The organism is Mycobacterium farcinogenes (assembly GCF_019739075.1).
Taxonomy (GTDB): domain Bacteria; phylum Actinomycetota; class Actinomycetes; order Mycobacteriales; family Mycobacteriaceae; genus Mycobacterium; species Mycobacterium senegalense.
Map to the genome: position 1 here is coordinate 1,218,453 of NZ_CP081673.1, position 23,102 is coordinate 1,241,554.

Annotated in this window: 2 protein-coding genes (1 of these 2 only partly in view); both read left to right on the forward strand. The window is 65.6% G+C overall.

Annotated features, from left to right (window positions below):
* The gene (locus K6L26_RS05695; protein WP_221852855.1) at nt 1–19,560 is read left to right on the forward strand and encodes a non-ribosomal peptide synthase/polyketide synthase; all 19,560 of its coding nucleotides are present in this window, start codon (nt 1–3) and stop codon (nt 19,558–19,560) included.
* Nucleotides 19,557–23,102, forward strand: the 5' end (the start) of a protein-coding gene (locus K6L26_RS05700) for a non-ribosomal peptide synthetase (RefSeq protein ID WP_221852856.1). 9,927 nt of this gene lie beyond the right edge of the window; only the first 3,546 of its 13,473 coding nucleotides appear in the window; its start codon is at nt 19,557–19,559; its stop codon lies beyond the right edge, outside the window. Before K6L26_RS05695 ends, K6L26_RS05700 begins: the two co-directional genes overlap by 4 nt.

Sequence of the window (23,102 nt, forward strand, 5' to 3'; positions counted from 1 at the left end):
ATGCAGCTTGATCAACAGTCGCTGCCGGTAACCCGCGCTCAGCTCGACATATGGCTGGCGCATGATCTGGCGGAATCGGGCGCCGAGTGGCAGCTCGGACTGTTCGTCAGGATCTCGGGAACCGTAGACCGTGACGCCCTTGGCTGGGCGATCCGCCGAGTGCTCAAGGAGGCCGAACCGCTCAGGGCCGGTTTCTTCGCGGCCGGCGGCCAGGTGTTCCAGAGGCTGATCGACTATCCCGACGCCGATCCGGACTTTTACGATCTGCGCTCCGCATCGGATCCGGTGCGCGAGGCGCGTGCACTCGCGGTGTCGATCCAGCGGGCGCCGATGTCACTGACTGGGCCGTTGTTCAGGTTCGCGTTGTTCCAAACCCGGGCCGACGAGTTCTTCCTGATCGGGTGCTGCCATCACATCGTGCTCGACGGAGCCGGTATTGCGATGGTGGGCCAACGGCTGGCCTCGGTCTACTCCGCGGTGATGTCCGGGTCACCGATTCCACCGTCGCTGTTCGGGTCGCTGTCGGACCTGATCGCCTGCGAGTCGGACTACGAGGCTTCGGAGGACTACCGGCGGGATCGCGCGTATTGGACCGAGAACCTACCTCCAGAAAGCGAGCCGCAGTATCGCTGGCTTCCCGACGAAGGTGAAGCGCAGTCTTATCTACCCTCTGCCCCAGTCGAATTGGATAGCGATGTGCTGCGCCGGGTGGACGCCTTGGCCTCGTCGCTCAAGATCCCCCGGTCCTCCGTCCTCACCGCGGCCTGCGCGTTACTGGTGCGCGGCTGGCAATCTGAAGGCGCTGAGGTGGTGTTGGACTTCCCGGTCAGCCGTCGCGTCGGACCCGACACGAAGACCCTGCCCGCGATGCTGGCGGGCGTGGTGCCTCTGGTGCTTCAGACCGCACCGGCCATGTCGGTGGCCGAATTCTGCGGATATGTCGACCGCCGGATCCGTGAAGCCGTTGAACACCAACGGTTCCCGGTCCAGGCGCTCGAACGCAAGCTCAACTCGCGTACGGCAGGCCAATTCGCCAACCGGGTCAGTGTCAATTTCCTTCCTTCCAGCTTCGCCTTGGATTTCGGTGGTGCAACGGCGACAGCGTCGTTGGCCGGCGCCGGCGTGGTCGGTGGCTTCGGGCTTTTCTTCTCGAGCACGGGAGAGCAGGTTTTCGTCAACACCGCAGGCAACGGGCACCCGTTGTCAGGCCTTGAAGCCGGAGAGCTGGCGGACCGGTTGCACCAGGTGATGCTGGCGATGACAGCTGACCGGTCGAGGCCGCTGCTGTCGGTGGCGGTGTTGGAAGACGCCGAACGTGGTCTGCTGTTCGAGGTCGGCAATCACGGAATGCTGTCCCAGCCGCTGGCCGCGGTTTCGATTCCGGCGATGTTCGCGGCTCAGGTCGAGCGTGCGCCTGAAACGGTGGCGATCAGTTGCGATGGCCGGAGCATGACATACCGCGAGTTGGATGAAGCGTCGAACCGGTTGGCGCATCTACTCGTTGACAACGGTGCCGGCCCCGGGCGCTGCGTGGCGCTGTTGTTCAACAGGTGTGCTCAGGCACTTGTTTCGATCTTGGCAGTGCTCAAAACCGGAGCGGCGTATCTCCCGATCGATCCGGCCCATCCCCAGGCCCGGGTGGATTTCATGTTCGCCGATGCCGATCCCGTGGCGGTGGTGAGCACTGCTGACCTGGCCGACCGCCTGACCGGATACGCGCTGACACTTGTCGACGTCGACGATCCCGGCGTCGACGCCTACCCGCACCATGCCCTGCCGGGCCCGGCCCCCGACGATATCGCCTACCTCATATACACCTCGGGAACCACAGGTGTGCCGAAGGGCGTGGCCATCTGCCATGGCAACGTCACCCAACTGATCGGCTCCCTCGATTCGCATCTGGAGCCATCCGGTCAGGTGTGGTCGCAATGGCACTCCTATAGCTTCGACATCTCGGGCTGGGAGATCTTCAATGCGCTTCTGACCGGTGCCCGGTTGGTGGTGGTGCCGGAGGAGACCGCCCGCTCGCCGCAGGACTTCCATGCGTTACTGGTCGACGAACAGGTGAATGTGCTGGGGCTGACGCCTACCGCTGTTGCCGCGTTGTCGCCGGTCGGCCTGGATTCGGTTGCCCTGTTGGTCGGTGGCGAACCCTGCCCGGCCGACGTGGTGGATCGCTGGGCTCCTGGCCGGGTGATGATCAACCAGTACGGTCCGACGGAGGCCACTATGTGGGTGGCGCTGAGCGCACCGCTGGCCGCCGGAACAGGGGTCCCCCCGATTGGTTCGCCGTTGCCCGGTGCGGCGCTGTTCGTTCTCGATCAGTGGTTACGGCCGGTTCCGACCGGAGTGGTGGGCGAGTTGTATGTGGCCGGCCGAAATGTCGGTGTCGGCTATTGGCGGCGAGGCTCGTTGACCGCCTCCAGATTCGTAGCCTGCCCGTTCGGTACTCCGGGCCGGCGCATGTATCGCACCGGGGACTTGGTGTCCTGGGGAGCCGACGGGCAGTTGCGGTACTCGGGCCGCGCGGACGAACAGGTCAAGATTCGCGGCTATCGGATCGAACTCGGCGAGATACAAACCGCACTGGCAAGCCTGGACGGGGTGGAGCAGGCGGTCGTTGTCGCCCGGGAGGATCGCCCGGGCGACAAACGTCTGGTCGGCTACGTCACCGAAGCCGCCGCCGGTGCGGTGGACCCGGTCGGCGCCCGAACGGCACTGGTGGAGCAGTTGCCGAGTTATATGGTGCCTGCCGCGGTGGTGGTGCTCGGGGCGTTGCCCTTGACGGTCAACGGGAAGCTCGACAAGCGGGCGCTGCCGGCTCCTGAATACGTCGATTTCGATCACTACCGGGCACCGACGACTCCTGCCGAGGAGACCTTGGCGAGTATCTATGCCGACGTTCTCGGCCTGGACCGCGTCGGGGTGGACGACTCTTTTTTCGACCTGGGTGGCGATTCTCTATCGGCGATGCGGGTAATCGCCGACGCCAACACGACTTTGGACACCGACCTGGCCGTCCGGTCTTTGTTCGATGCGCCGACCGTCGCGGAGTTGGCGTCCCGGATCGTTGCGGGTTCGGGCGCCCGGGCGCCGCTGGTGCGCGAAGAGCGACCGGATCTGATCCCGTTGTCGTTCGCCCAGCAGCGGCTGTGGTTCCTGAACCGGTTCGAGGGCGGGGTGGCGACCTACAACATGCCGACGGCGTTCCGGATCAACGGTGCGCTGGACGTCACGGCCTTGTCTGCGGCGCTGGACGACGTGATCCTGCGGCACGAATCGTTGCGCACGGTGTTCGTCGAGGTCGATGGGGTGCCGTATCAGAAGGTGCTGACGGCCGAGCCCGGGATGTGGCGTCGTGCCGGTTCGCCGGTGATGCGATCGGCGTCGGGACCGGGAAATGACGTGGCCGATGGGCTGATGGAACTGGCGGGCTACCAGTTCGACCTGTCGACCGAGATTCCGGTCCGGGCTCAGATCTATGAGTTGGCCCCGCAGCAGTACGTACTGGGAATAGTGGTACACCACATTGCTTTCGACGGTTGGTCGCTGGCCCCCATGGTGCGCGACGTGGGCGTGGCCTATGCATCCCGCAGCTCGGGGCGCACTCCCGACTGGTTGCCGCTGCCTGTGCAGTACGCCGATTACACGTTGTGGCAGCAGAGACGGCTGGGAGATGTGTCCGACCCCACCAGCGTGATCGCTGGGCAGTTGGGCTATTGGCGCCAGGAACTGGCGGACCTGCCCGAGGTGGTGTCGCTACCGACCGATCGGCCGCGACCACCTGTGCCGAGCTACCGCGGCGATGCTGTCGAGTTTTCCATCGGTTCGCAGACCTGGGCCCGGCTCAAGACGGTGGCTGCGCAGCAGCACGCCACGACATCGATAATCCTGCAGGCCGCGCTCGCGGTCGCCCTGCACCGCGAAGGTGTCGGTGGCGATGTCTGTCTGGGCACTCCGATCGCAGGACGAACCGACAAAGCGCTCGATGATCTGGTGGGCTTTTTCGTCAACACCTGGGTACTGCGGGTGCCGGTGAGCCCTGCGTTGCGGTTCAGCGAGGTGCTGGCCAACGTGAAGCAGAAGGCACTGGATGCCTACGCCAATCAGGATGTGCCCTTCGAGTTGTTGGTGGAGCAGCTCAATCCGGCGCGGTCGACCTCGCATCATCCGTTGTTTCAGATAGCTCTGGTGTTCCAGAACAACGTGATGCCGACAGTCTCGCTCGACGGGATGCAGGTCGAACAGGAGTCGGTGTTCACCCGCACGGCCAAGTTCGACCTGGATTTCGATATCCGGGAGGTCCCTGGCGACGGTGAGTCGATGGCTACCGGGGTGCTGACCTATGCCACGGATCTGTTCGAGCGGTCCAGCGTCGAGCGCTTGGTGAACCGGTTGGGACGGGTCATCGAAGCAGTGGTGACCGACCCGTCGGTCGTGGTCGGCGAGGTCAGCCTGCTCGACCAGGACGAGCGGGAACTGTTGTTGCACAAGTGGTCTGGCGCGGCAGCCCAGGCGCCGGCCGGATTGACCGACCAACTGCTGGCTGCGGCGGTGGCTGCCGACGCGGATTCCGTGGCAGTCATCGATGGACCGCGGCAGCTCTCATACGGCGAGCTGGACGAGGCCTCCAACCGGTTGGCGCGCAGATTGATCGAGGCGGGAGTGGGACCGGAGCGTGCCGTCGCTGTGGCGATAGATCGGTCCGTTGAGTTGGTGACGGCGTGGTGGGCGGTACTGAAGGCCGGCGGGGTGTACGTGCCGGTGGACCGAACCAATCCTTCCGAGCGCATCGCCACAGTCGTGGACACGGTCGAAGCGGTGTGTGTACTGACCTGCGGTTCCGGCACCGTGCCCGGCGTCGTGGGGCGTCCTGTGCTCCGCCTCGACACCCTGGACGTGTCCGGGTACGGAAATGGGCCCGTCACCGATCAGGATCGACTGTCGCCCTTGGCATCTGCTGGCGCCGCATATGCGATCTTCACGTCCGGGTCAACCGGCACCCCTAAGGGGGTCGTGGTCACCCATGCCGGCCTGCATGGCGTGGCGGCGGCTCATCGCGACATATTCGGCGTCGGGCCCGATGGTCGGGTGCTGATGGTGGCCGCGCCGACATTCGACGCCTCGGTGTTCGAATGGCTTTGGGCGGTCGCGTCAAGGGCGGCGCTCGTTGTGGCACCGCGAGACTCGTATGCCGGCGCGGCGCTCGTGGAACTGATACAGCAACGCCGGGTCAGCGCAGCCCTGATCACCCCGACAGTGCTGGCAACCCTGGACCGCACCAAGATCGAGGGACTCGAGACGCTGGTTACCGGGGGAGAAGCCTGTCCGCCGGAGTTGGTCGGTGCGTGGGCACCAGGGCGGTCGATGTACAACGCCTACGGCCCCACCGAGGTTTCGATCTGGGCCACCTCGAGCGTGCTGGAGGCGGGGCAGCCGGTCCGCATCGGTGCTCCGATCGCCGGTACCTGCGCTCTGGTGCTCGACGCGCGGCTGCACCCGGCGCCCGTGGGGGTGGTGGGCGAGTTGTACCTGTCCGGTCCGGTGCTGGCACGCGGATATGTGGGGCGGCCAGACCTTACGGCGGACCGATTCGTGGCCAACCCGTTCGGCAGGCCGGGCGAACGGATGTATCGCACGGGCGACCTGGTGCGCTGGAACGCAGCAGGCGCCCTGGAATACCTGGGGCGTGCCGATGCACAGGTCAAGTTGCGGGGGCAGCGGCTGGAGCTCGGCGAGATCGAAAACACGTTGCTGGCCTGCCCGCAGGTCAACCGTGCGGCGGCCGCGGTGCATCACAACGAGCTCGGAATCGACCATCTGGTCGGTTATATCGCCTTGGAGCATGCCAACAACACTCACCGAGAGGCCGAAGTCGTCGATCAATGGCAACACATCTACGACGAGCTCTACGACGCGGATCTTGAAACGCCCGATTACGGAAGTGATTTCCGAGGCTGGAACAGCAGCTACACCGGTGATCCGATTCCGTTGGAGCAGATGCGGGAATGGCGTTCGGCCGCGGTAGACCGAATCCTGGCGCTCCAACCACGACACGTGCTCGAAATCGGTGTCGGCTCAGGTCTGATGCTCTCCCAGGTGGCCCCGGCGTGCGAGGAGTATTGGGGAACGGACTTCTCGGCAGCCACCATCGCCAAACTGAAAGCAGCGGTGGCCGGGGAACTCTGGGGTGCGCGGGTTCGCCTGCAGGCCCAGCCGGCTCACGTCACCGATGGTTTGCCGCCCGGCCGATTCGACACGATCGTGGTCAACTCGGTCATCCAGTACTTTCCCAGCGCGGAGTACCTGGCCGAGGTCATTGACAAAGCCGTGGAGCTGCTGGCGCCCGGCGGTCGGGTGTTCCTCGGCGACGTGCGTAACCACAGCCTGCAGGCGGCATTCCAGACTGGTATCGCCCTGGCGCGCATCGCAAACGGGAGCACCGATACGGGCGAGGTTCGGCAGCGGGTACAGCACGCGGTACTCGGTGAGCACGAATTGCTGCTTGCCCCGGAGTTTTTCACTACTTGGGCAGCGGATCACCCGGCGGTGGGTGGGATCGACATCCAGGTCAAACGCGGCGAGTCCGACAACGAGCTGACTCGCTATCGCTACGACGTCGTCATCCACAAGAGCCCGACGCAGGTGCGGTCACTTGCCCGGGCTCTCACCTGGTGGTGGACCGAATGCGCTGGACTTGACGGTGTGCGCGCTGACTTGGCCGCACAACGCCCGCCGCTGGTACGGGTCAGCGCGATCCCACGGGCCGGGGTGATTGCCGATGTGATCATCGAGCAGGCCCTCGCCGCCGGGCTTCCGTTGGCCGAGGCCGTCGCCCAGGCGAAAGCCACGGTGGCTGCCGATGCCGGTGTGACGCCCGAACAGCTGTACCGACTGGGCCAGGAGACCGGCTACCGGGCCGCCGTCACCTGGGGCGCGCAACCCGGAACAGTGGATGCGGTATTCACCGCAGATGCGGCCGGTGGCCCCGCGCCGGCGTTGACCGACCTCTACCTGGCGCCGACCGACGCGCGCCAGCACGGTGGATATGCCAACGATCCGCAGACCAACGCAAAAGTCAGCGAGGTTCGGCAATGGTTGGCTGAGCGTTTGCCCGAGTACATGGTGCCCACTCAGATCGTGGTGCTCGATGAGTTACCTCTGACCTCCTCCGGCAAGATCGACCGCAGGGCGCTACCTGCTCCGAACTTCGTCGCGACATCGTTCCGGGCTCCGCAGACTCCGACCGAGAAAACGGTAGCCGAGGTGTTCACCGAGGTGCTCGGTCTCGGCCGGGCCGGCCTCGACGACGACTTCTTCGCCCTCGGGGGCGATTCGCTGATCGCCATCCGGGTGTGCGCGCGGCTGCAAGCGGCCCTGGGCCGTGAGGTTCCGGTGCGTTGTCTGTTCGATTCGCCGGCGGTCGGAGACCTGGCCGACTATCTGGATCGTCATCAGGGCGAAGCGGCCCGACCGGCGTTGACAGCGCGGCCCAGGCCGGCGACGGTACCGTTGTCCTACGGACAGCAGCGGCTCTGGTTCCTCGAACAACTGCACGGGCCGTCACCGATCTACAACATGGCAGTGGCCCTGCGGCTGTGCGGGAAGCTGAACTCCAGCGCACTCGGTCAGGCGCTGGCGGATGTGGTTGCCCGCCAGGAGAGTTTGCGTACCCTTTTCGTCGCCAGCGACGGGGTGCCGGGGCAGATCCTGGTACCGGCGGAGAGGGCCGACTTCGGCTGGCAAGTCGTTGATGCCAGCGACTGGCTGGCGGACCGACTGGATGAGGCGGTGGGAGCCGTCGCCCGCCACACGTTCAACCTGACCACGGAGATTCCTTTGCGAGTGGCGCTGTTCCGCGTCGCCGACGATGAACACGTGTTATCGGCAGTGGTGCACCACATCGCTGCCGACGGGTGGTCCGTCGCCCCATTGGTGACCGACCTGGCGGCCGCCTACGCCAGCCGTAGCGCCGGACTTGCGCCGGACTGGTTGCCGCTACCGGTGCAATATGCCGATTTCACGTTGTGGCAAAAGGATTGGCTTGGCTCGGTGTCCGATCCCGACAGCGTGATCTCTGCGCAGCTGGGTTACTGGGAGCAGACTCTGGCCGGCCTGCCCGAGCGGCTGGAGCTGCCCACCGATCGGCCGTATCCGGCGGTCGCCGATTATCGCGGGGCCAGTGTGGCCGTGGAGTGGCCGGCGGAGCTACAACAGCAGGTCGCCAAGGTGGCCCGAGAGCACAACGCCACGAGCTTCATGGTGGTGCAGGCCGCGTTGGCCGTGCTGTTGGCGGAGTTGAGTGCCAGTAGCGATGTGGCGGTGGGCATAGCCACCGCAGGCCGGGGCGATCAGGCACTCGACGAGCTGGTGGGCTTCTTCGTCAACACCCTTGTGTTGCGGGTCGATGTGGCCGGTGACCCCACCGTAGGCGAGCTGCTGGCGCAGGTAAGGGCACGCAGCTTGGCCGCATTCGAGCACCAGGACGTGCCTTTCGAGGTGTTGGTGGAGCGGCTCAACCCGATCCGGTCACTGACCCACCACCCGCTCGTCCAAGTTCTGGTGACCTGGCAGAACCTGCCGTGGAACAGCAGCGGACCGGCGGCGGGGCTGAGCCTGGGTGACGTGGAAGCAACTCCGGTGGAGGCCGAAACACACACGGCCAAAGCAGATTTAGTGTTCTCCCTGGCTGAACACAGTACCGACGCCGGCGAGCCGACCGGAATAGCCGGCCTGGTCGAGTACCGGACGGATGTGTTCGACGTGGCTACCGTTCAAACCATGGTGGATCGGCTACAGCGGGTGCTTACCGCGATGACCGCCGATTCCACCGCCCGGCTGTCGGCGGTAGATCTGCTCGACGTCGCCGAGCGAATGCGCCTGAGCGTGCTCGGGCATCGGGAGGTACTGACGCGGCGGGTGCCCGAAAACTCGATCCCGGCGTTGTTCGCCCGTCAGGTCTCGCGGACTCCTGATGCGCTCGCGGTCAGTTTCGCCGGCCGGTCGACGTCCTATCGGGAACTCGACGAGGCGTCGAATCGGTTGGCACACCACCTGATCGGCATGGGTGCTTCCCCGGGCCAATGTGTGGCGTTGCTGCTGGAACGTTCCGTGCGGGCGATCGTGTCGATCCTGGCGGTGCTGAAGACCGGAGCGGCTTACCTGCCGATCGATCCGGCTGTGCCCGACGCTCGTATCGAGTTCATGCTCGCCGATGCCACCCCGATCCTGGCAGTTGCCTCCGACGGGCTAGTCGAGCGACTGGGCGGAACTGCTGTACCTGTCGTGGATCTGGCCGACCCAAAGGTTGGGGAACAGTCCGCAGATCCGTTGCCGGTGCCGGCACCCGACGATATCGCCCACATCATCTATACGTCGGGGACGACCGGGTTGCCCAAGGGGGTGGCGGTCGCCCATCAGAACGTGACGCGGCTCTTCGACGGCCTGGATGTCGGCGTGGCGATGGGACCGGAGCAGGTGTGGGCTCAGTGTGCGTCACTGGCCTTCGATTATTCGGTGTGGGAAATATGGGGGGCACTGCTCCATGGCGGTCGTCTCGTCGTGGCACCGGACGAGACGACGCGGTCGCCGGGCGAGCTGCACGCATTGGTGGTCCGCGAACGGATCAGCATGCTGAGCCAAACCCCTTCCGCGGTAGGGATGTTGCCGCGGGCGGGTCTGGAGTCCGTGACTGGGCTGATGGTCGCCGCTGAGCCGTGCCCCGCGGAGGTGGTCGATCAGTGGTCGCCCGGCCGGGTGATGATCAACGGCTACGGTCCCACCGAGACCACGGTGTATGCCACCATCAGCGCTCCGTTGCGGACAGCCGCGGCAGGTGAGGCGACCGTCGTGCCGATCGGTCGACCGGTGCCAGGTGCGGCGTTGTTCGTCCTCGACCGGTGGCTGCGCGAGGTCCCGGCCGGGGTGGTGGGCGAGCTGTACGTCGCCGGCCGAGGTGTGGGAATCGGCTATGTGCGGCGGTCCGGACTGACCGGATCACGTTTTGTGGCATGCCCGTTCGGAGCACCCGGGGCTCGGATGTATCGCACCGGTGACCTGGTGTCGTGGGGCGCCGACGGGCAGTTGCGGTACGCCGGTCGTGCCGACGAGCAGGTCAAGATTCGCGGCTATCGCATCGAACTCGGCGAAGTTCAGGCGGTCCTGGCCGCGCTCGATGGGGTGCGGCAAGCCGTGGTCGTCGTGCGTGAGGACCGACCAGGGGACAAGCGGCTCGTCGGCTACCTCACCGGCACCGCGGATCCGGTGTCGGCCCGCAATGCCCTGGCAGAAAGGTTGCCGGCATACATGGTTCCGTCGGTGGTGGTGGCTTTGGACGCGCTGCCATTGACGGTCAACGGAAAACTCGACAAGAGGGCGTTGCCCGAGCCCGAGTACACCGGCGACGGATATCGCGCGCCCGCGACTGCGGTCGAAGAGGTCCTGGTCGGCATCTACGCCGAGGTCCTCGGCCTGGACCGGGTCGGAACCGGCGACTCGTTCTTCGACCTGGGCGGCGATTCCCTGTCCGCGATGCGGGTTATCTCCGAGGTCAACAGCTCACTTGAGGCAGACCTGTCGGTGCGCACATTGTTCGACTCACCCTCGGTGGCACAGTTGGCTCCCCGCATCGATGCCGGTTCGGGTGGCCGAGCGCGCCTGACCCCGCAACGGCGGCCGCCGGTCATACCGCTGTCATATGCCCAACAGCGGTTGTGGTTCCTCGAACAGCTGCAGGGTCGCTCACCGATTTACAACATGTCCGTGGCGTTGCGGCTGACGGGCCCGGTGAATCCCGATGCGCTCGGTCGATCGCTGGCGGACGTGGTAGGCCGTCATGAGAGCCTGCGCACCCTCTTCGAGGTGGTCGACGGAGTGCCTCAGCAGGTGATAGTGCCTGCTGGACAGGCCGAACCCGGTTGGCGCGTCGTCGATGCCGCTGCGTGGTCGTCGGAGCGGCTCGACGAGGCGGCGAGCGCAGCGGCGCAGTACTGCTTCGACCTGACCAATGAGATCCCCTTGCGGGCCACGCTGTTCCGGGTATCCGAGGACGACCATGTGCTCGTCACGGTGGTGCACCACATCGCCGCGGACGGCTGGTCGATCACACCGTTCGTGGCCGATCTGGGTAAGGCCTACGACAACCGTTGTGCCGGGCGATCGCCGGACTGGGCCCCGCTGCCGGTGCAGTACGCGGATTACACGCTGTGGCAGCAAGATTGGCTCGGATCGGAAACCGACCCGAACAGTGTGCTCAGTAACCAAGTGGCTTACTGGCAGGATGCCCTGGCCGATCTGCCCGAGGTCTTGGCGCTGCCGACGGATCGCCCCTACCCGCAGGTGGCCGATCACCGGGGCGCCGGTGTATCCGTGGACTGGCCGGCCGACCTGCAGCAAGCCTTGGCCCGGACCGCACGGGCACACAACGTGACCAGCTTCATGGTGGTGCAGGCCGCGCTGGCGGTGCTGATGTCCGCACTGAGTGCCAGTACCGATGTTCCGGTGGGAATCGCGACGGCAGGACGCAAGGATCCGGCCCTCGACGAGTTGGTGGGCTTCTTCGTCAACACGTTGGTGCTGCGGGTTGATCTGGGCGGGGACCCGACCGTCGCCGAGGTGCTGAGACAGGTGCGTCAGCGTGGCCTGGCTGCCCTGGAAAATCAGGACGTGCCGTTCGAGGTGCTGGTGGAGCGGCTCAACCCGACACGTAGCCTGACCCATCATCCGTTGGTCCAGGTGATGTTGTCCTGGCAGAACTTCGGCGGCGCCCCCGCTTCGGAGACGACGCTGGGTGGCGCGCGAGCTTCGCTCTTGCCGACGGAAACCCGCACCGCCCGTATGGATTTGGTCTTCGCACTGGCCGAGCGCTTCTCCGATACCGGTGCCCCGGCCGGGATCACCGGTTTGGTGGAGTTCCGTACTGATGTGTTTGACGCATCGAGTATCGAAATCATGGTCGAGCGGTTGCGGCGGGTGTTGGTGGCGATGACTGCGGATCCGGCTCGGACCGTGTCGTCGGTGGATGTGGTGGATGGTGCCGAGTCCGCTCGTTTGGATGTCTTCGGTTGTCGTGAGGTGTTGACGCGCCCTGTTGTCGGGGCTTCGATTCCGGAGTTGTTCGGTGCGCAGGTGGATCGGGCGCCGGAGGCGGTGGCGGTCAGGTTCGAAGGGCGGTCGTGGACTTATCGGGAGTTGGATGAGGCGTCGAATCGGTTGGCCTGTTTGTTGATCGACCACGGTGTGGGTCCGGGCGGTTATGTGGCGCTGTTGTTGCATCGTTGCGCGCGGGCGATCGTGTCGATCTTGGCGGTGCTCAAGACCGGGGCCGCGTATCTGCCGATCGATCCGGCTCATCCCAAGGAGCGGCTGCAGTTCATGCTGGCGGATTGCGGTCCGCTGGTGGCGATCACGACGGCTGGGTTGGCCGAGCGGTTCGATGGCTGCGATGTGATGGTCATCGACGTCGACGATCCTCGCATCGATGGCCAACGGTCGACACCGTTGGCGTGTGCGGCGCCTGATGATGTGGCGTACGTGATCTATACCTCTGGGACGACTGGGTTGCCTAAGGGTGTGGCGGTTACGCATCGGAATGTGACGCGGCTTTTCGATGGGTTGGATGTGGGTGTGCGGTTGGGGCCGGAGCAGGTGTGGTCGGCGTGTTCGTCGTTGGCTTTTGATTATTCGGTGTGGGAGATCTGGGGTGCGTTGTTGCATGGTGGCCGGTTGGTGGTGGTGCCCGAGCAGGTGACGCGTTCCCCGCAGGAGCTGCACAGCCTGGTGGTGGACGAGCATGTGACGGTGCTGAGTCAGACTCCGTCGGCGGTGGGAATGCTTTCGCCGGCTGGTCTGGAGGCGGTGACGTTGATGGTGGCTGCGGAGGCGTGTCCGGTTGAGGTGGTGGATCGGTGGGCGCCGGGGCGGGTGATGCTCAACGGTTGCGGTCCGACGGAGACGACGGTGTATGCGACGGTGAGTGCTCCGTTGCGGGCTGGTGGTTCGGTGGTGCCGATTGGTTTGCCGGTGCCGGGTGCGGCGTTGTTTGTGTTGGATCGGTTTTTGCGTCCGGTGCCTGTGGGTGTGGTGGGTGAGTTGTATGTGGCTGGGCGTGGGGTTGGGGTGGGTTATGTGCGTCGGGTGGGGTTGACGGCGTCGCGGTTTGTGGCGTGTCCGTTTGGTGGTTTTGGGTCGCGGATGTATCGCACTGGGGATTTGGTGTCGTGGGGTGTTGATGGTCAGTTGCGGTATGGCGGGCGGGCTGATGAGCAGGTCAAGATCCGGGGTTACCGCATCGAACTCGGCGAAATCGAGTCGGCTCTGGCCGGCATCGAGGGAGTGGCCCAAGCGGTGGTGATACCACGCGAGGATCGCCCCGGGGACAAACGCCTGGTCGGCTATGTGACCGAAAACCGTTCGAAGACTGTGGATCCTGTTGAGTTGAGAGCCAGGCTCGGTCGGCGGCTGCCGGCGTACATGGTCCCTGCCGCGGTGGTGGTGCTCGACGCGTTGCCATTGACGGTAAATGGCAAACTGGACAAACATGCGCTGCCGGCACCGGATTACGCCGGCACATCTCACTACCGGGCGCCGGCAACCGCTGTCGAAGAAGTCTTGGCCGGCATCTTCGCCGAGGTGCTCGGTTTGGACCGGGTCGGAGTCGACGACTCGTTCTTCGATCTGGGCGGCGATTCGTTGTCGGCGATGCGGCTCGTCGCCGCATTGAACACGGCGCTGGACACCGAGCTGGCGGTGCGGACACTGTTCGACGCTCCCACCGTCGCCACACTGGCACCCCGGGTCGACGCCGGTGCAGGTGGGCGGGAACCCCTTATTCCGCAGCAGAGACCTGCCGTCATCCCGCTGTCCTACGCTCAGCAACGTCTGTGGTTCCTCAACCGATTCGAGGACGGTGCGGCCACTTACAACATGCCGATCGCCTTCCGGATCAACGGTGCGCTGGACGTCGATGCGCTGGGTGCGGCGCTGGACGACGTGATCACCCGGCACGAGTCGTTGCGCACGGTGTTCGTCGAGGCCGACGGGGTGCCGTCTCAGCGGGTATTACCCGCACACGAAGGTATGTGGCGGCGAGGCGGCCCGGTGGTGGTGTCGCTGCCTGCCGACGGCTGCGAGGACGCGGTGGCCGCCGAGCTGGTGGCGTTGGCGGGGTATCGGTTCGACCTGTCCGCTGAGCCCCCGGTTCGGGCCAGGATCTGGAATATCGGGGCGGATCGATACGTGCTCGGGATCATCTTCCACCACATCGCTTTTGACGGCTGGTCAATGGCTCCGATGGTGCGCGATGTAGCTGAGGCCTACGCTGCCCGTCACGGCGGCGGGGCTCCGGATTGGTCGCCGCTGCCTGTGCAATATGCCGACTACACGTTGTGGCAGCGCGACTACCTGGGCGACTTGGCCGACGCGGACAGCCGGATCACCGGACAGTTGGCGTACTGGCGCCGAGAACTGGCCGACTTGCCGGAGGTGGTGTCCCTACCGACGGATCTGCCGCGCCCGCCGGTGCCCAGTTATCGCGGTGAGAGCGTCGAGTTGTGTATCGGTCCGGAGCTGTGGGCCGGACTCAAGGCTGTGGCGACCGAACATCACGCCACGGCGTCGATGGTGCTGCAGGCGCTTGCCGCCGTGGTGCTGTATCGAGCCGGGGTCGGCGACGACGTGGCGTTGGGCACCGCCATCGCCGGCCGCATGGATGCCGCGTTGAACGATCTGGTGGGGTTCTTCGTAAACAGCTGGGTACTGCGGGTGGCGATGAGCCCCGGCCTGCGGTTCAGCGAGGTGCTGGCTGAGGTGCGACAGAAGGCGTTGGATGCCTACGCCAATCAGGATGTGCCCTTCGAGTTGTTGGTGGAGCAACTCAACCCGGCGCGGTCGACCTCACATCACCCATTGTTCCAAGTGGCGATGGTGTTCCAGAACAACGTGCTGCCGGAGGTATCCCTCGACGGCGCTGAGATCGAACCCGTTTCGGTGCTCACCCGTACCGCCAAGTTCGATCTGGATTTCGATGTCCGGGAGGTCTCGAGCGACGGCGGGCCGATGGCTGCCGGCGTGCTGACTTATGCCACCGATCTGTTCGAGCGGTCCAGCATCGAGCGCCTGGTGGGATGGTTCGACCGGGTGGTGGCGGCGGTGGTATCCGATCCGTCGGTTGTCGTGGGCGAGGTCGGTCTGCTCGACCGCGACGACCGGGAACTGCTGCTGCACAGCTGGTCTGGGTCGAGATACGACGCGACGGTGGGGCTGGCCGATCAGTTGCTCAACGATGCGGTGGCGACCGGGGCAGATGCGGTGGCGCTCATCGATGGGCCGCGGCAGCTGTCGTATCGCGAACTGGACGAGGCGTCCAACCGGTTGGCGCGGGCGCTGATCGAAATCGGAGTCGGGCCGGAACGCGCGGTCGGCGTGGCGATCGGCCGATCCGCTGAGTTGGTGGTGACCTGGTGGGCGGTGCTCAAGGCCGGGGGTGTGTATGTACCGGTGGACCGAGCCCATCCAGCTGAGCGAATCGCCACCGTATTGGACACAGTCGCGGCGGGTTGCGTGCTTACGTGCGGCCCCGACTCCGTCCCCGGCGTTGGGGACCGCCCGGTGCTGCGTGTCGACACATTGGACGTATCGGGTACGTCGGCCGATCCGATCACCGACGCTGACCGGTCAGCGCCGTTGAGCGCCGACAACGCCGCGTACGTGATCTTCACCTCGGGGTCCACCGGCATGCCGAAAGGAGTGACGGTCAGCCATGCCGGATTACTGGGAGTGGCTGCCGCACAACGTGGCCTGTTCGATTCGGGCCGACCGGCCCGAGTGCTCATGGTGGCCGCACCGACCTTCGACGCCTCCGTCTTCGAGATGGTCTGGGCAGTCGGCTGCGTAGCGGCATCGGTGATCGCAGCGCCCGACTCCTACGCCGGTGAGGCGCTGACGACTCTGATACACGACCGATGTGTCGATGCGGGCGTGATCACCCCGACGGTGCTGGCGACCTTGGATCGGTCTCAGCTGACGGGGCGGCTGGAGACGTTGCTCACCGCGGGGGAGGCGTGCCCGCCCGAGTTGGTGACTGCCTGGGCGCCTGGGCGGTCGATGTACAACGCCTACGGGCCTACCGAGGCCACCATCTGGTCGACCTGCACACCGCCGTTGTCTGCGGGGCAACCGGTCGGCATCGGTGCGCCGATCCCTGGGGTACGTGCGCTGGTCCTCGACGCTCGGTTGCAGCCGGTGCCGGTGGGGGTAGTGGGCGAGCTTTACCTGGCCGGGCCGGCGTTGGCCCGTGGCTATGCCGGCCGGCCGGAACTCACCGCGGATCGCTTTGTAGCCAGCCCGTTTGGCGGCGCAGGCGATCGGATGTATCGCACCGGCGACCTGGTGCGCTGGGGTACCGGCGGAGCGCTGCAGTACCTCGGTCGCGCAGATGCACAGGTCAAGCTGCGTGGGCAGCGACTGGAGCTGGGAGAAATCGAGAACACCTTGCTGGCCTGTCCGCAGGTGAGCCGTGCCGCGGCGGCGGTATGTCATCGGGACGCGGCCGACCATCTGGTCGCCTATGTGGAGCTGGAACAGACCAGCACCGCCGACCACGACGCCGAAGTCGTCGACCAGTGGCAACAGATGTACGACGAACTGTACGACGCGGACACCGAGACTCCGGAGTTCGGCGGCGATTTCAGAGGCTGGAACAGCAGCTACACCGGTTCGGCGATCCCGTTGGCACAGATGTGGGAGTGGCGCTCGGCCACGGTAGATCGAATTCTGGCACTGAAACCGCGGCGAGTGCTGGAGATCGGTGCCGGCTCGGGCCTGATCCTGTCGCAGGTGGCTCCTCACTGTGAACAGTACGTGGGCACGGACATGTCTGCTGTGGCGATGGAGGCACTGGCGAATTCACTTGAGCACCTGAATGTCCCGTGGCGAGACCGGATAGAGTTGTTGGCTCAGCCCGCCCACGTGACCGACGGTCTGCGGGCGAATTACTTCGACACCATCGTCCTCAACTCGGTCATCCAGTACTTCCCCAATGCCGCATATCTGACCGAGGTCATCGACAAGGCCGTAGAGCTCTTGGCTCCCGGCGGTCGGCTGTTCCTCGGCGACGTGCGTAACCACAGTCTGCACAGTGCGTTTCAGACAGGGGTAGCACTGGCCCGGACCGCCGGTGCCGATCCCGACGACATCCGCCAGTGGGTCCAGCGGGCACTGCTCGGCGATCCGGAGTTGCTCTTGGCTCCGGAGTTCTTCGCCGCATGGGTGTCCGAGAATCCCTCCGCGGCCGGGCTGGACATTCAGGTCAAACGCGGTGAATCTGACAATGAACTGACGCACTACCGCTACGACGTCGTCATCCACAAGGCGCCGGCACAGATTTGTTCGGCGGCTGCGGCCCCGGCGTGGGAGTGGAGCGACTGCGCCGGGTTGAGTGGGCTGCATGTCGAATTGACCTTGCAACGTCCGTCGATGGTGCGGGTCAACGCGATTCCCCGCACGGGCGTGATCACCGACGTGATGACAGAACAGGCGCTGGCCGCCGGGGTCCCGGTGGCAGAGGTGACGGTGCCTGTCGACTCGGTTTCGCCTGAACAGCTGTACCGTTTGGGCGAGGCCGCGGGGTATCGAGTCGCGGTGACCTGGGGCGCTCAGCCGGGCACCGTCGATGCGGTGTTCATCTCGCAGCAGGACGCGGCTGCCGTCCGCGCGCTCACCGATCTCTATCTGCCCCGGACCGGCACCAGGCGGCGCAGCGCTTACGCCAACGACCCGGACGCGAACAGCAAGGTCGGTGTGGTTCGCCAATGGCTGACCGGGCGGCTTCCCGAGTACATGCTGCCCAGCCAGATCATGGTGCTCGAAGAGTTCCCGCTGACTACCTCGGGCAAGATCGACCGTAAGGCCTTGCCGGAACCGGTGTTCGCCGCCACCGCATTTCGGGCGCCGCAGACGCCGCTCGAAAAGACTGTCGCCCAGGCGTACGCCGAGGTGCTCGGGCTTGAGCAGATCGGCCTCGACGATGACTTCTTTGCCTTGGGCGGGGATTCCCTGACCGCCACTCGGGTCAGTGCGCGGCTGCAGTCGGCCCTCGGCCGTGAGGTGCCGGTGCGATACCTGTTCGATGCGCCGACCGCAGGATCCCTTGCTCTGCAATTGGATCGGCACCGAAATGACGAATCCCGACCGCCGCTGCGGGTAATGGCGCGCCCCGAGCACATTCCATTGTCCTATGCGCAACAGCGGCTGTGGTTCTTCGATCAGCTGCAGGGCCCGTCGCCGGTCTACAACATGGCCGTGGCGTTGCGGCTGACCGGCGACCTGGACTCCCGGGCGCTGGGGCAAGCTCTCGCCGACGTCGTGGGCCGGCACGAGAGCCTGCGCACGTTGTTCACCGTTTCCGACGGGATACCCCAGCAGACCGTGGTGCCGCCCGAGGGCGTCCAGCTGTGTTGGCAGGTCATCGAGGCCACCGACTGGTCAACCGACCGGCTGATGGATGCGATCGGCGAGGTGGCGCGGCACCCGTTCCAACTGGCAACCGAAATACCTTTGCGCGCCGCGCTTTTCCGTGTAGCCGAGGACGAGCATGTGCTGGCGGCGGTGGTGCACCATATCGCGGCCGACGGTTGGTCGGTGACCCCACTGGTGGCCGACCTGGGCGCGGCTTACGCCAGTCGGCGCGGTGGTACGGCGCCGGCCTGGACGCCCCTGCCGGTGCAATACGCGGATTACGCGTTGTGGCAACGCGAGCATCTGGGTGAGCTCACCGACGAGGACAGTCGCATCGCCGCGCAGCTGAGCTATTGGCGGGAGGCCTTGGCCGGGCTGCCTGAGCGCCTGCATCTGCCCACCGACCGGCCCTACCCCAGTGTTGCCGATTATCGCGGGGCCAGCATCGCCGTGGACTGGCCGGCGGACCTGCAGCAGCGCATCGCTCAGGTAGCCCGCGAGCACAACGCGACCAGCTTCATGGTCGTCCAAGCGGCGCTGGCCCTGTTGTTGTCCAAGCTCGGTGCCGGTTCGGATGTAGCGGTGGGGATTACCGTCGCCGGACGCACAGACCCAGCGCTGGACGATCTGGTCGGTTTCTTCGTCAACACTCTCGTGCTACGGGTTGACCTGGGCGGTGACCCGACCGTGGCCGAGTTGCTCGAGCAGGTACGTCAGCGCGGGCTGGCTGCTTTCGAACATCAGGACGTGCCGTTCGACGTGCTCGTCGATCGGCTCAAACCGACCCGATCGCTGAGCTACCACCCGCTTGTGCAGGTGATCCTGTCGTGGCAGAACCTCGCCTGGCAGCACAGCAGCGATCCGGCCGCCGGCCTGACCCTCGGGGACGTACGCGTCACCCCGATCACCGAGGCGACTCAGACTGCGCGTACCGACCTCACCTTCGCCCTGGGGGAGCGGTGGAGTGCAACCGGTGAACCGGTCGGGATCGGAGGAACGGTGGAGTTTCGTACCGATGTTTTCGACGCGAGAAGCGTTGAGCGGCTGGTTGAGCGGTTGCGCCGGGTGTTGGTCGCGATGACCGTCGAAGTGGAGGGGCTGTCATGACCGCTGATCTGAGTCGACGGCTGTCGTCGCTGGATTTCCTGGACGAGGACGAGCATGCCGGGCTGTTCGAGTTCGGCAACCAGGCGGTGTTGACGGCCTCGGCGACGGCGGTGTCGATCCCGGCTGTATTCGCCCAGCAGGTGGCTGCGGCGCCGGGGGCCGTCGCGGTCACCTGCGGTGGGCAGGCAATGACATATCGCGAGCTCGATGAGGCGTCGAACCGATTGGCGCACTTGCTGGTAGGGCTGGGTGCCGGGCCAGGTGAGTTCGTGGCCTTGTTGTTGGAGCATTCACTGCAGGCGATCGTGTCGATCTTGGCGGTGCTGAAGTCCGGGGCGGCGTATCTGCCCATCGATCCGGTCTTGCCCGATGCGCGAATGAAGTTCATGATCGCCGATGCCTCTCCGGTGCTCGCGCTGTCGTCCGCCGAGCTGATGCGACGGTTGGAGAGCATCGAGCTGGTCGTCGTCGACGTCGACGACGCCCGCATTGACAGCTATCCGGACGCATGCTTGGCGGCCCCCGCCCCCGATGACCTCGCTTACGTGATCTACACGTCCGGCACCACCGGCGTCCCGAAAGGGGTGGCGATCACTCACCAGAACGTCACCCAGCTGGTCGAGTCGGTCGATCCGGTCCTCGCCGGGCCAGATCAGGTGTGGACACAATGGCACTCGCTGGTATTCGACGTCTCGGTGTGGGACATCTTCGGAGCCCTGCTGCACGGAGGCCGGTTGGTGGTGGTGCCTGAGCAGGTGGCGCGGTCACCTCGCGACCTGCACGACCTGTTGATCGCAGAGCACGTCACCGTGTTGAGTCAAACTCCTTCGGCCGCCGGGATGGTCGCGCCGGAAGGGTTGGAATCGGTGGCGTTGGTGGTGGCCGGCGAGGCCTGCCCGCCCGAGCTCGTCGACCGTTGGTCGCGCAGCCGACTGTTCATCAATGCCTACGGCCCGACCGAGACCACGGTATATGCCACGATCAGTGCCCCGCTGGGTCAACCGGGCGCGCCGGCAACGAACATCGTCCCGATCGGCGGTCCCGTTTCGGGTGCAGGACTGTTCGTGCTGGACCAGTGGTTGTCACCGGTGCCGGTCGGCGTGGTCGGGGAGTTGTACGTGGCCGGCCGCGGGGTCGGCGTCGGGTACGTGCATCGCAGTGAGCTGACCGCAGCCCGCTTCGTGGCATGCCCCTTCGGCGGGCCTGGGGCACGGATGTACCGCACGGGCGACTTGGTGCGGTGGGACGCGCACGGCCAACTGGAGTATCTCGGCCGGGCCGACGAGCAAGTCAAGATTCGTGGCTACCGAATCGAACTCGGAGAAGTCCAGTCTGTGCTGGCTGGTCTGCCGGGCGTGGACCAGGTGGCAGTGATCGCTCGTGAGGACAAACCCGGCGACAAGCGGCTGGTCGGCTATGTGACCGAAGCCCACACGGGCGCAGTCGATTGCGCTGTGCTCCGAGCTGACTTGGCCGAGCGGCTGCCGTCCTACATGGTGCCGGCGGCCGTCGTGGTCGTTGACGAGCTTCCCTTGACGGTCAACGGAAAGCTCGACAAGCGCGCCTTGCCGGCACCCGAATATGTCGACGCCGATTCGTACCGCGCGCCCACCACCACCGTCGAGGAGATCCTGTCCGGCATCTACGCCCAGGTACTCGGACTGCCCCGCGTCGGTATCGATGATTCGTTCTTCGACCTCGGGGGCGACTCGCTGTCCGCGACTCGGGTGGTCAATGCGATCAACACCAGCTTGGATGCCGACGTCGCAGTGCGGGCGGTGTTTGAATCGCCCTCGGTCGCCCAGCTCGCGACCCGGGTCGGTGCCGGTTCGGGCGGACGGGCGCCGTTGGTGGCGATTGACCGTCCCGCCGTACTGCCGCTGTCCTACGCCCAGCAGCGGTTGTGGTTCCTGGATCAATTACAGGGGCCCTCAGCGGTTTACAACATGGCGGCAGCATTACGGTTGGTTGGCCCGCTTGATTCTGCGGCTCTCGGCCAGGCATTCGTCGACGTGGTGGAACGCCAGGAAACCCTGCGCACGTTGTTCACCGCGCACCTCGGGATACCTCAGCAAGTAGTGGTGCCCGCCGATCAGGCCGACTTCGGATGGCAGGTCATCGACGCTCGGGAGTGGCCGGCGGATCGTCTGGAGGAAGCCGTCGACACGGCGCAAAGTCGCACGTTCGATCTGGCGGCCGAGATTCCTTTGCGGGTGACGCTGTTCCAGGTCGCCGAAGATGAGCACGTCCTCGTTGCGGTGGTCCACCACATCGCCGCTGACGGCTGGTCAGTGACGCCACTGGTGGCCGACCTGAGGTCGGCGTATGCCAGCCGCTGTGCGGGGCAAGAGCCGGGCTGGGCGCCGCTACCGGTGCAGTACGTCGATTACGCGTTGTGGCAGCGTCGCTTCCTCGGTGATCTCGACGACAGCGACAGCCGAATCACCGCACAGGCCGGCTACTGGCAGGATCGATTGGCGGACCTGCCGGAGCGCCTGGAGTTACCGACGGACCGGCCTTACCCGCCGGTGGCCGATTTTCGCGGAGCGACCGTGGCCGTGGACTGGCCGGCCGACGTCCAGCATCAGATCGCGCGCGTGGCACGGGAACACAATGCGACGAGCTTCATCGTGATGCAGGCCGCCTTGGCAGTGCTGTTGGGGCAATTGAGCGCGAGTTCTGATGTAGCAGTCGGGTTCCCGGTTGCCGGGCGCGGCGACCCGGTGCTCGACGACCTGGTCGGTTTCTTCGTCAACACCTTGGTATTGCGGGTGGACATCGGCGGCGACCCGACGATTGCCGAACTCTTGGCGCAGGTTCGCCAGTCCGCCCTGGACGCCTATGAACATCAGGATGTGCCGTTCGAGGTCGTGGTGGACCGGCTCAACCCCGCCCGCAGCCTGACCCATCACCCGCTGGTTCAGGTGACGCTGGCCTGGCAGAACTTCGCCGAGGGCGCTTCTGCCGAAACCCTCTTCGGCGAGGCCCAGGTAACCGCGTTGCCTGTGGATACCCGAACGGCTCGAATGGATTTGGTGTTCTCTCTCGGAGAGCGCTTCGATGAAGCTGGCGACCCGGTTGGGCTCGGCGGCAAGGTCGAGTTCCGCACCGATGTGTTCGACGCAACCACAATCGAGGGGCTGGTAGCACGGCTGCTGCGGCTGGTGACCACGATGACAGCCGATTCCACCCGCCGGCTGTCGGCGCTCGATGTGCTCGACGAGGCGGATCATCTGCTGCTGGACCAGATGAGCAATCGTCGGGCGTTGATCGCTCCGGTCCTTCCGGTATCGGTTCCGGCCGTGTTCGCCCGCTGGGTGGCGCGCACCCCGAGCGCAGCCGCCGTGACTTTCGTCGGAAACTCGATGACCTACCAGGAGCTGGACGAGGCGTCGAATCGGCTGGCACACCGGTTGATCCAGTACGGTGCAGGGCCTGGCCGTTGCGTGGCCGTGCTGTTGGAGCGCTCGGCCGAGGCGGTTGTGTCGATCCTTGCGGTGCTCAAATCCGGTGCGTCATACCTGCCGATCGACCCCCTGCAT

What these genes read in the sequence shown, in the direction of transcription:
- K6L26_RS05695 (WP_221852855.1), top strand. Translation starts at nt 1, where the DNA reads ATGCAGCTTGATCAACAGTCGCTGCCGGTAACCCGCGCTCAGCTCGAC.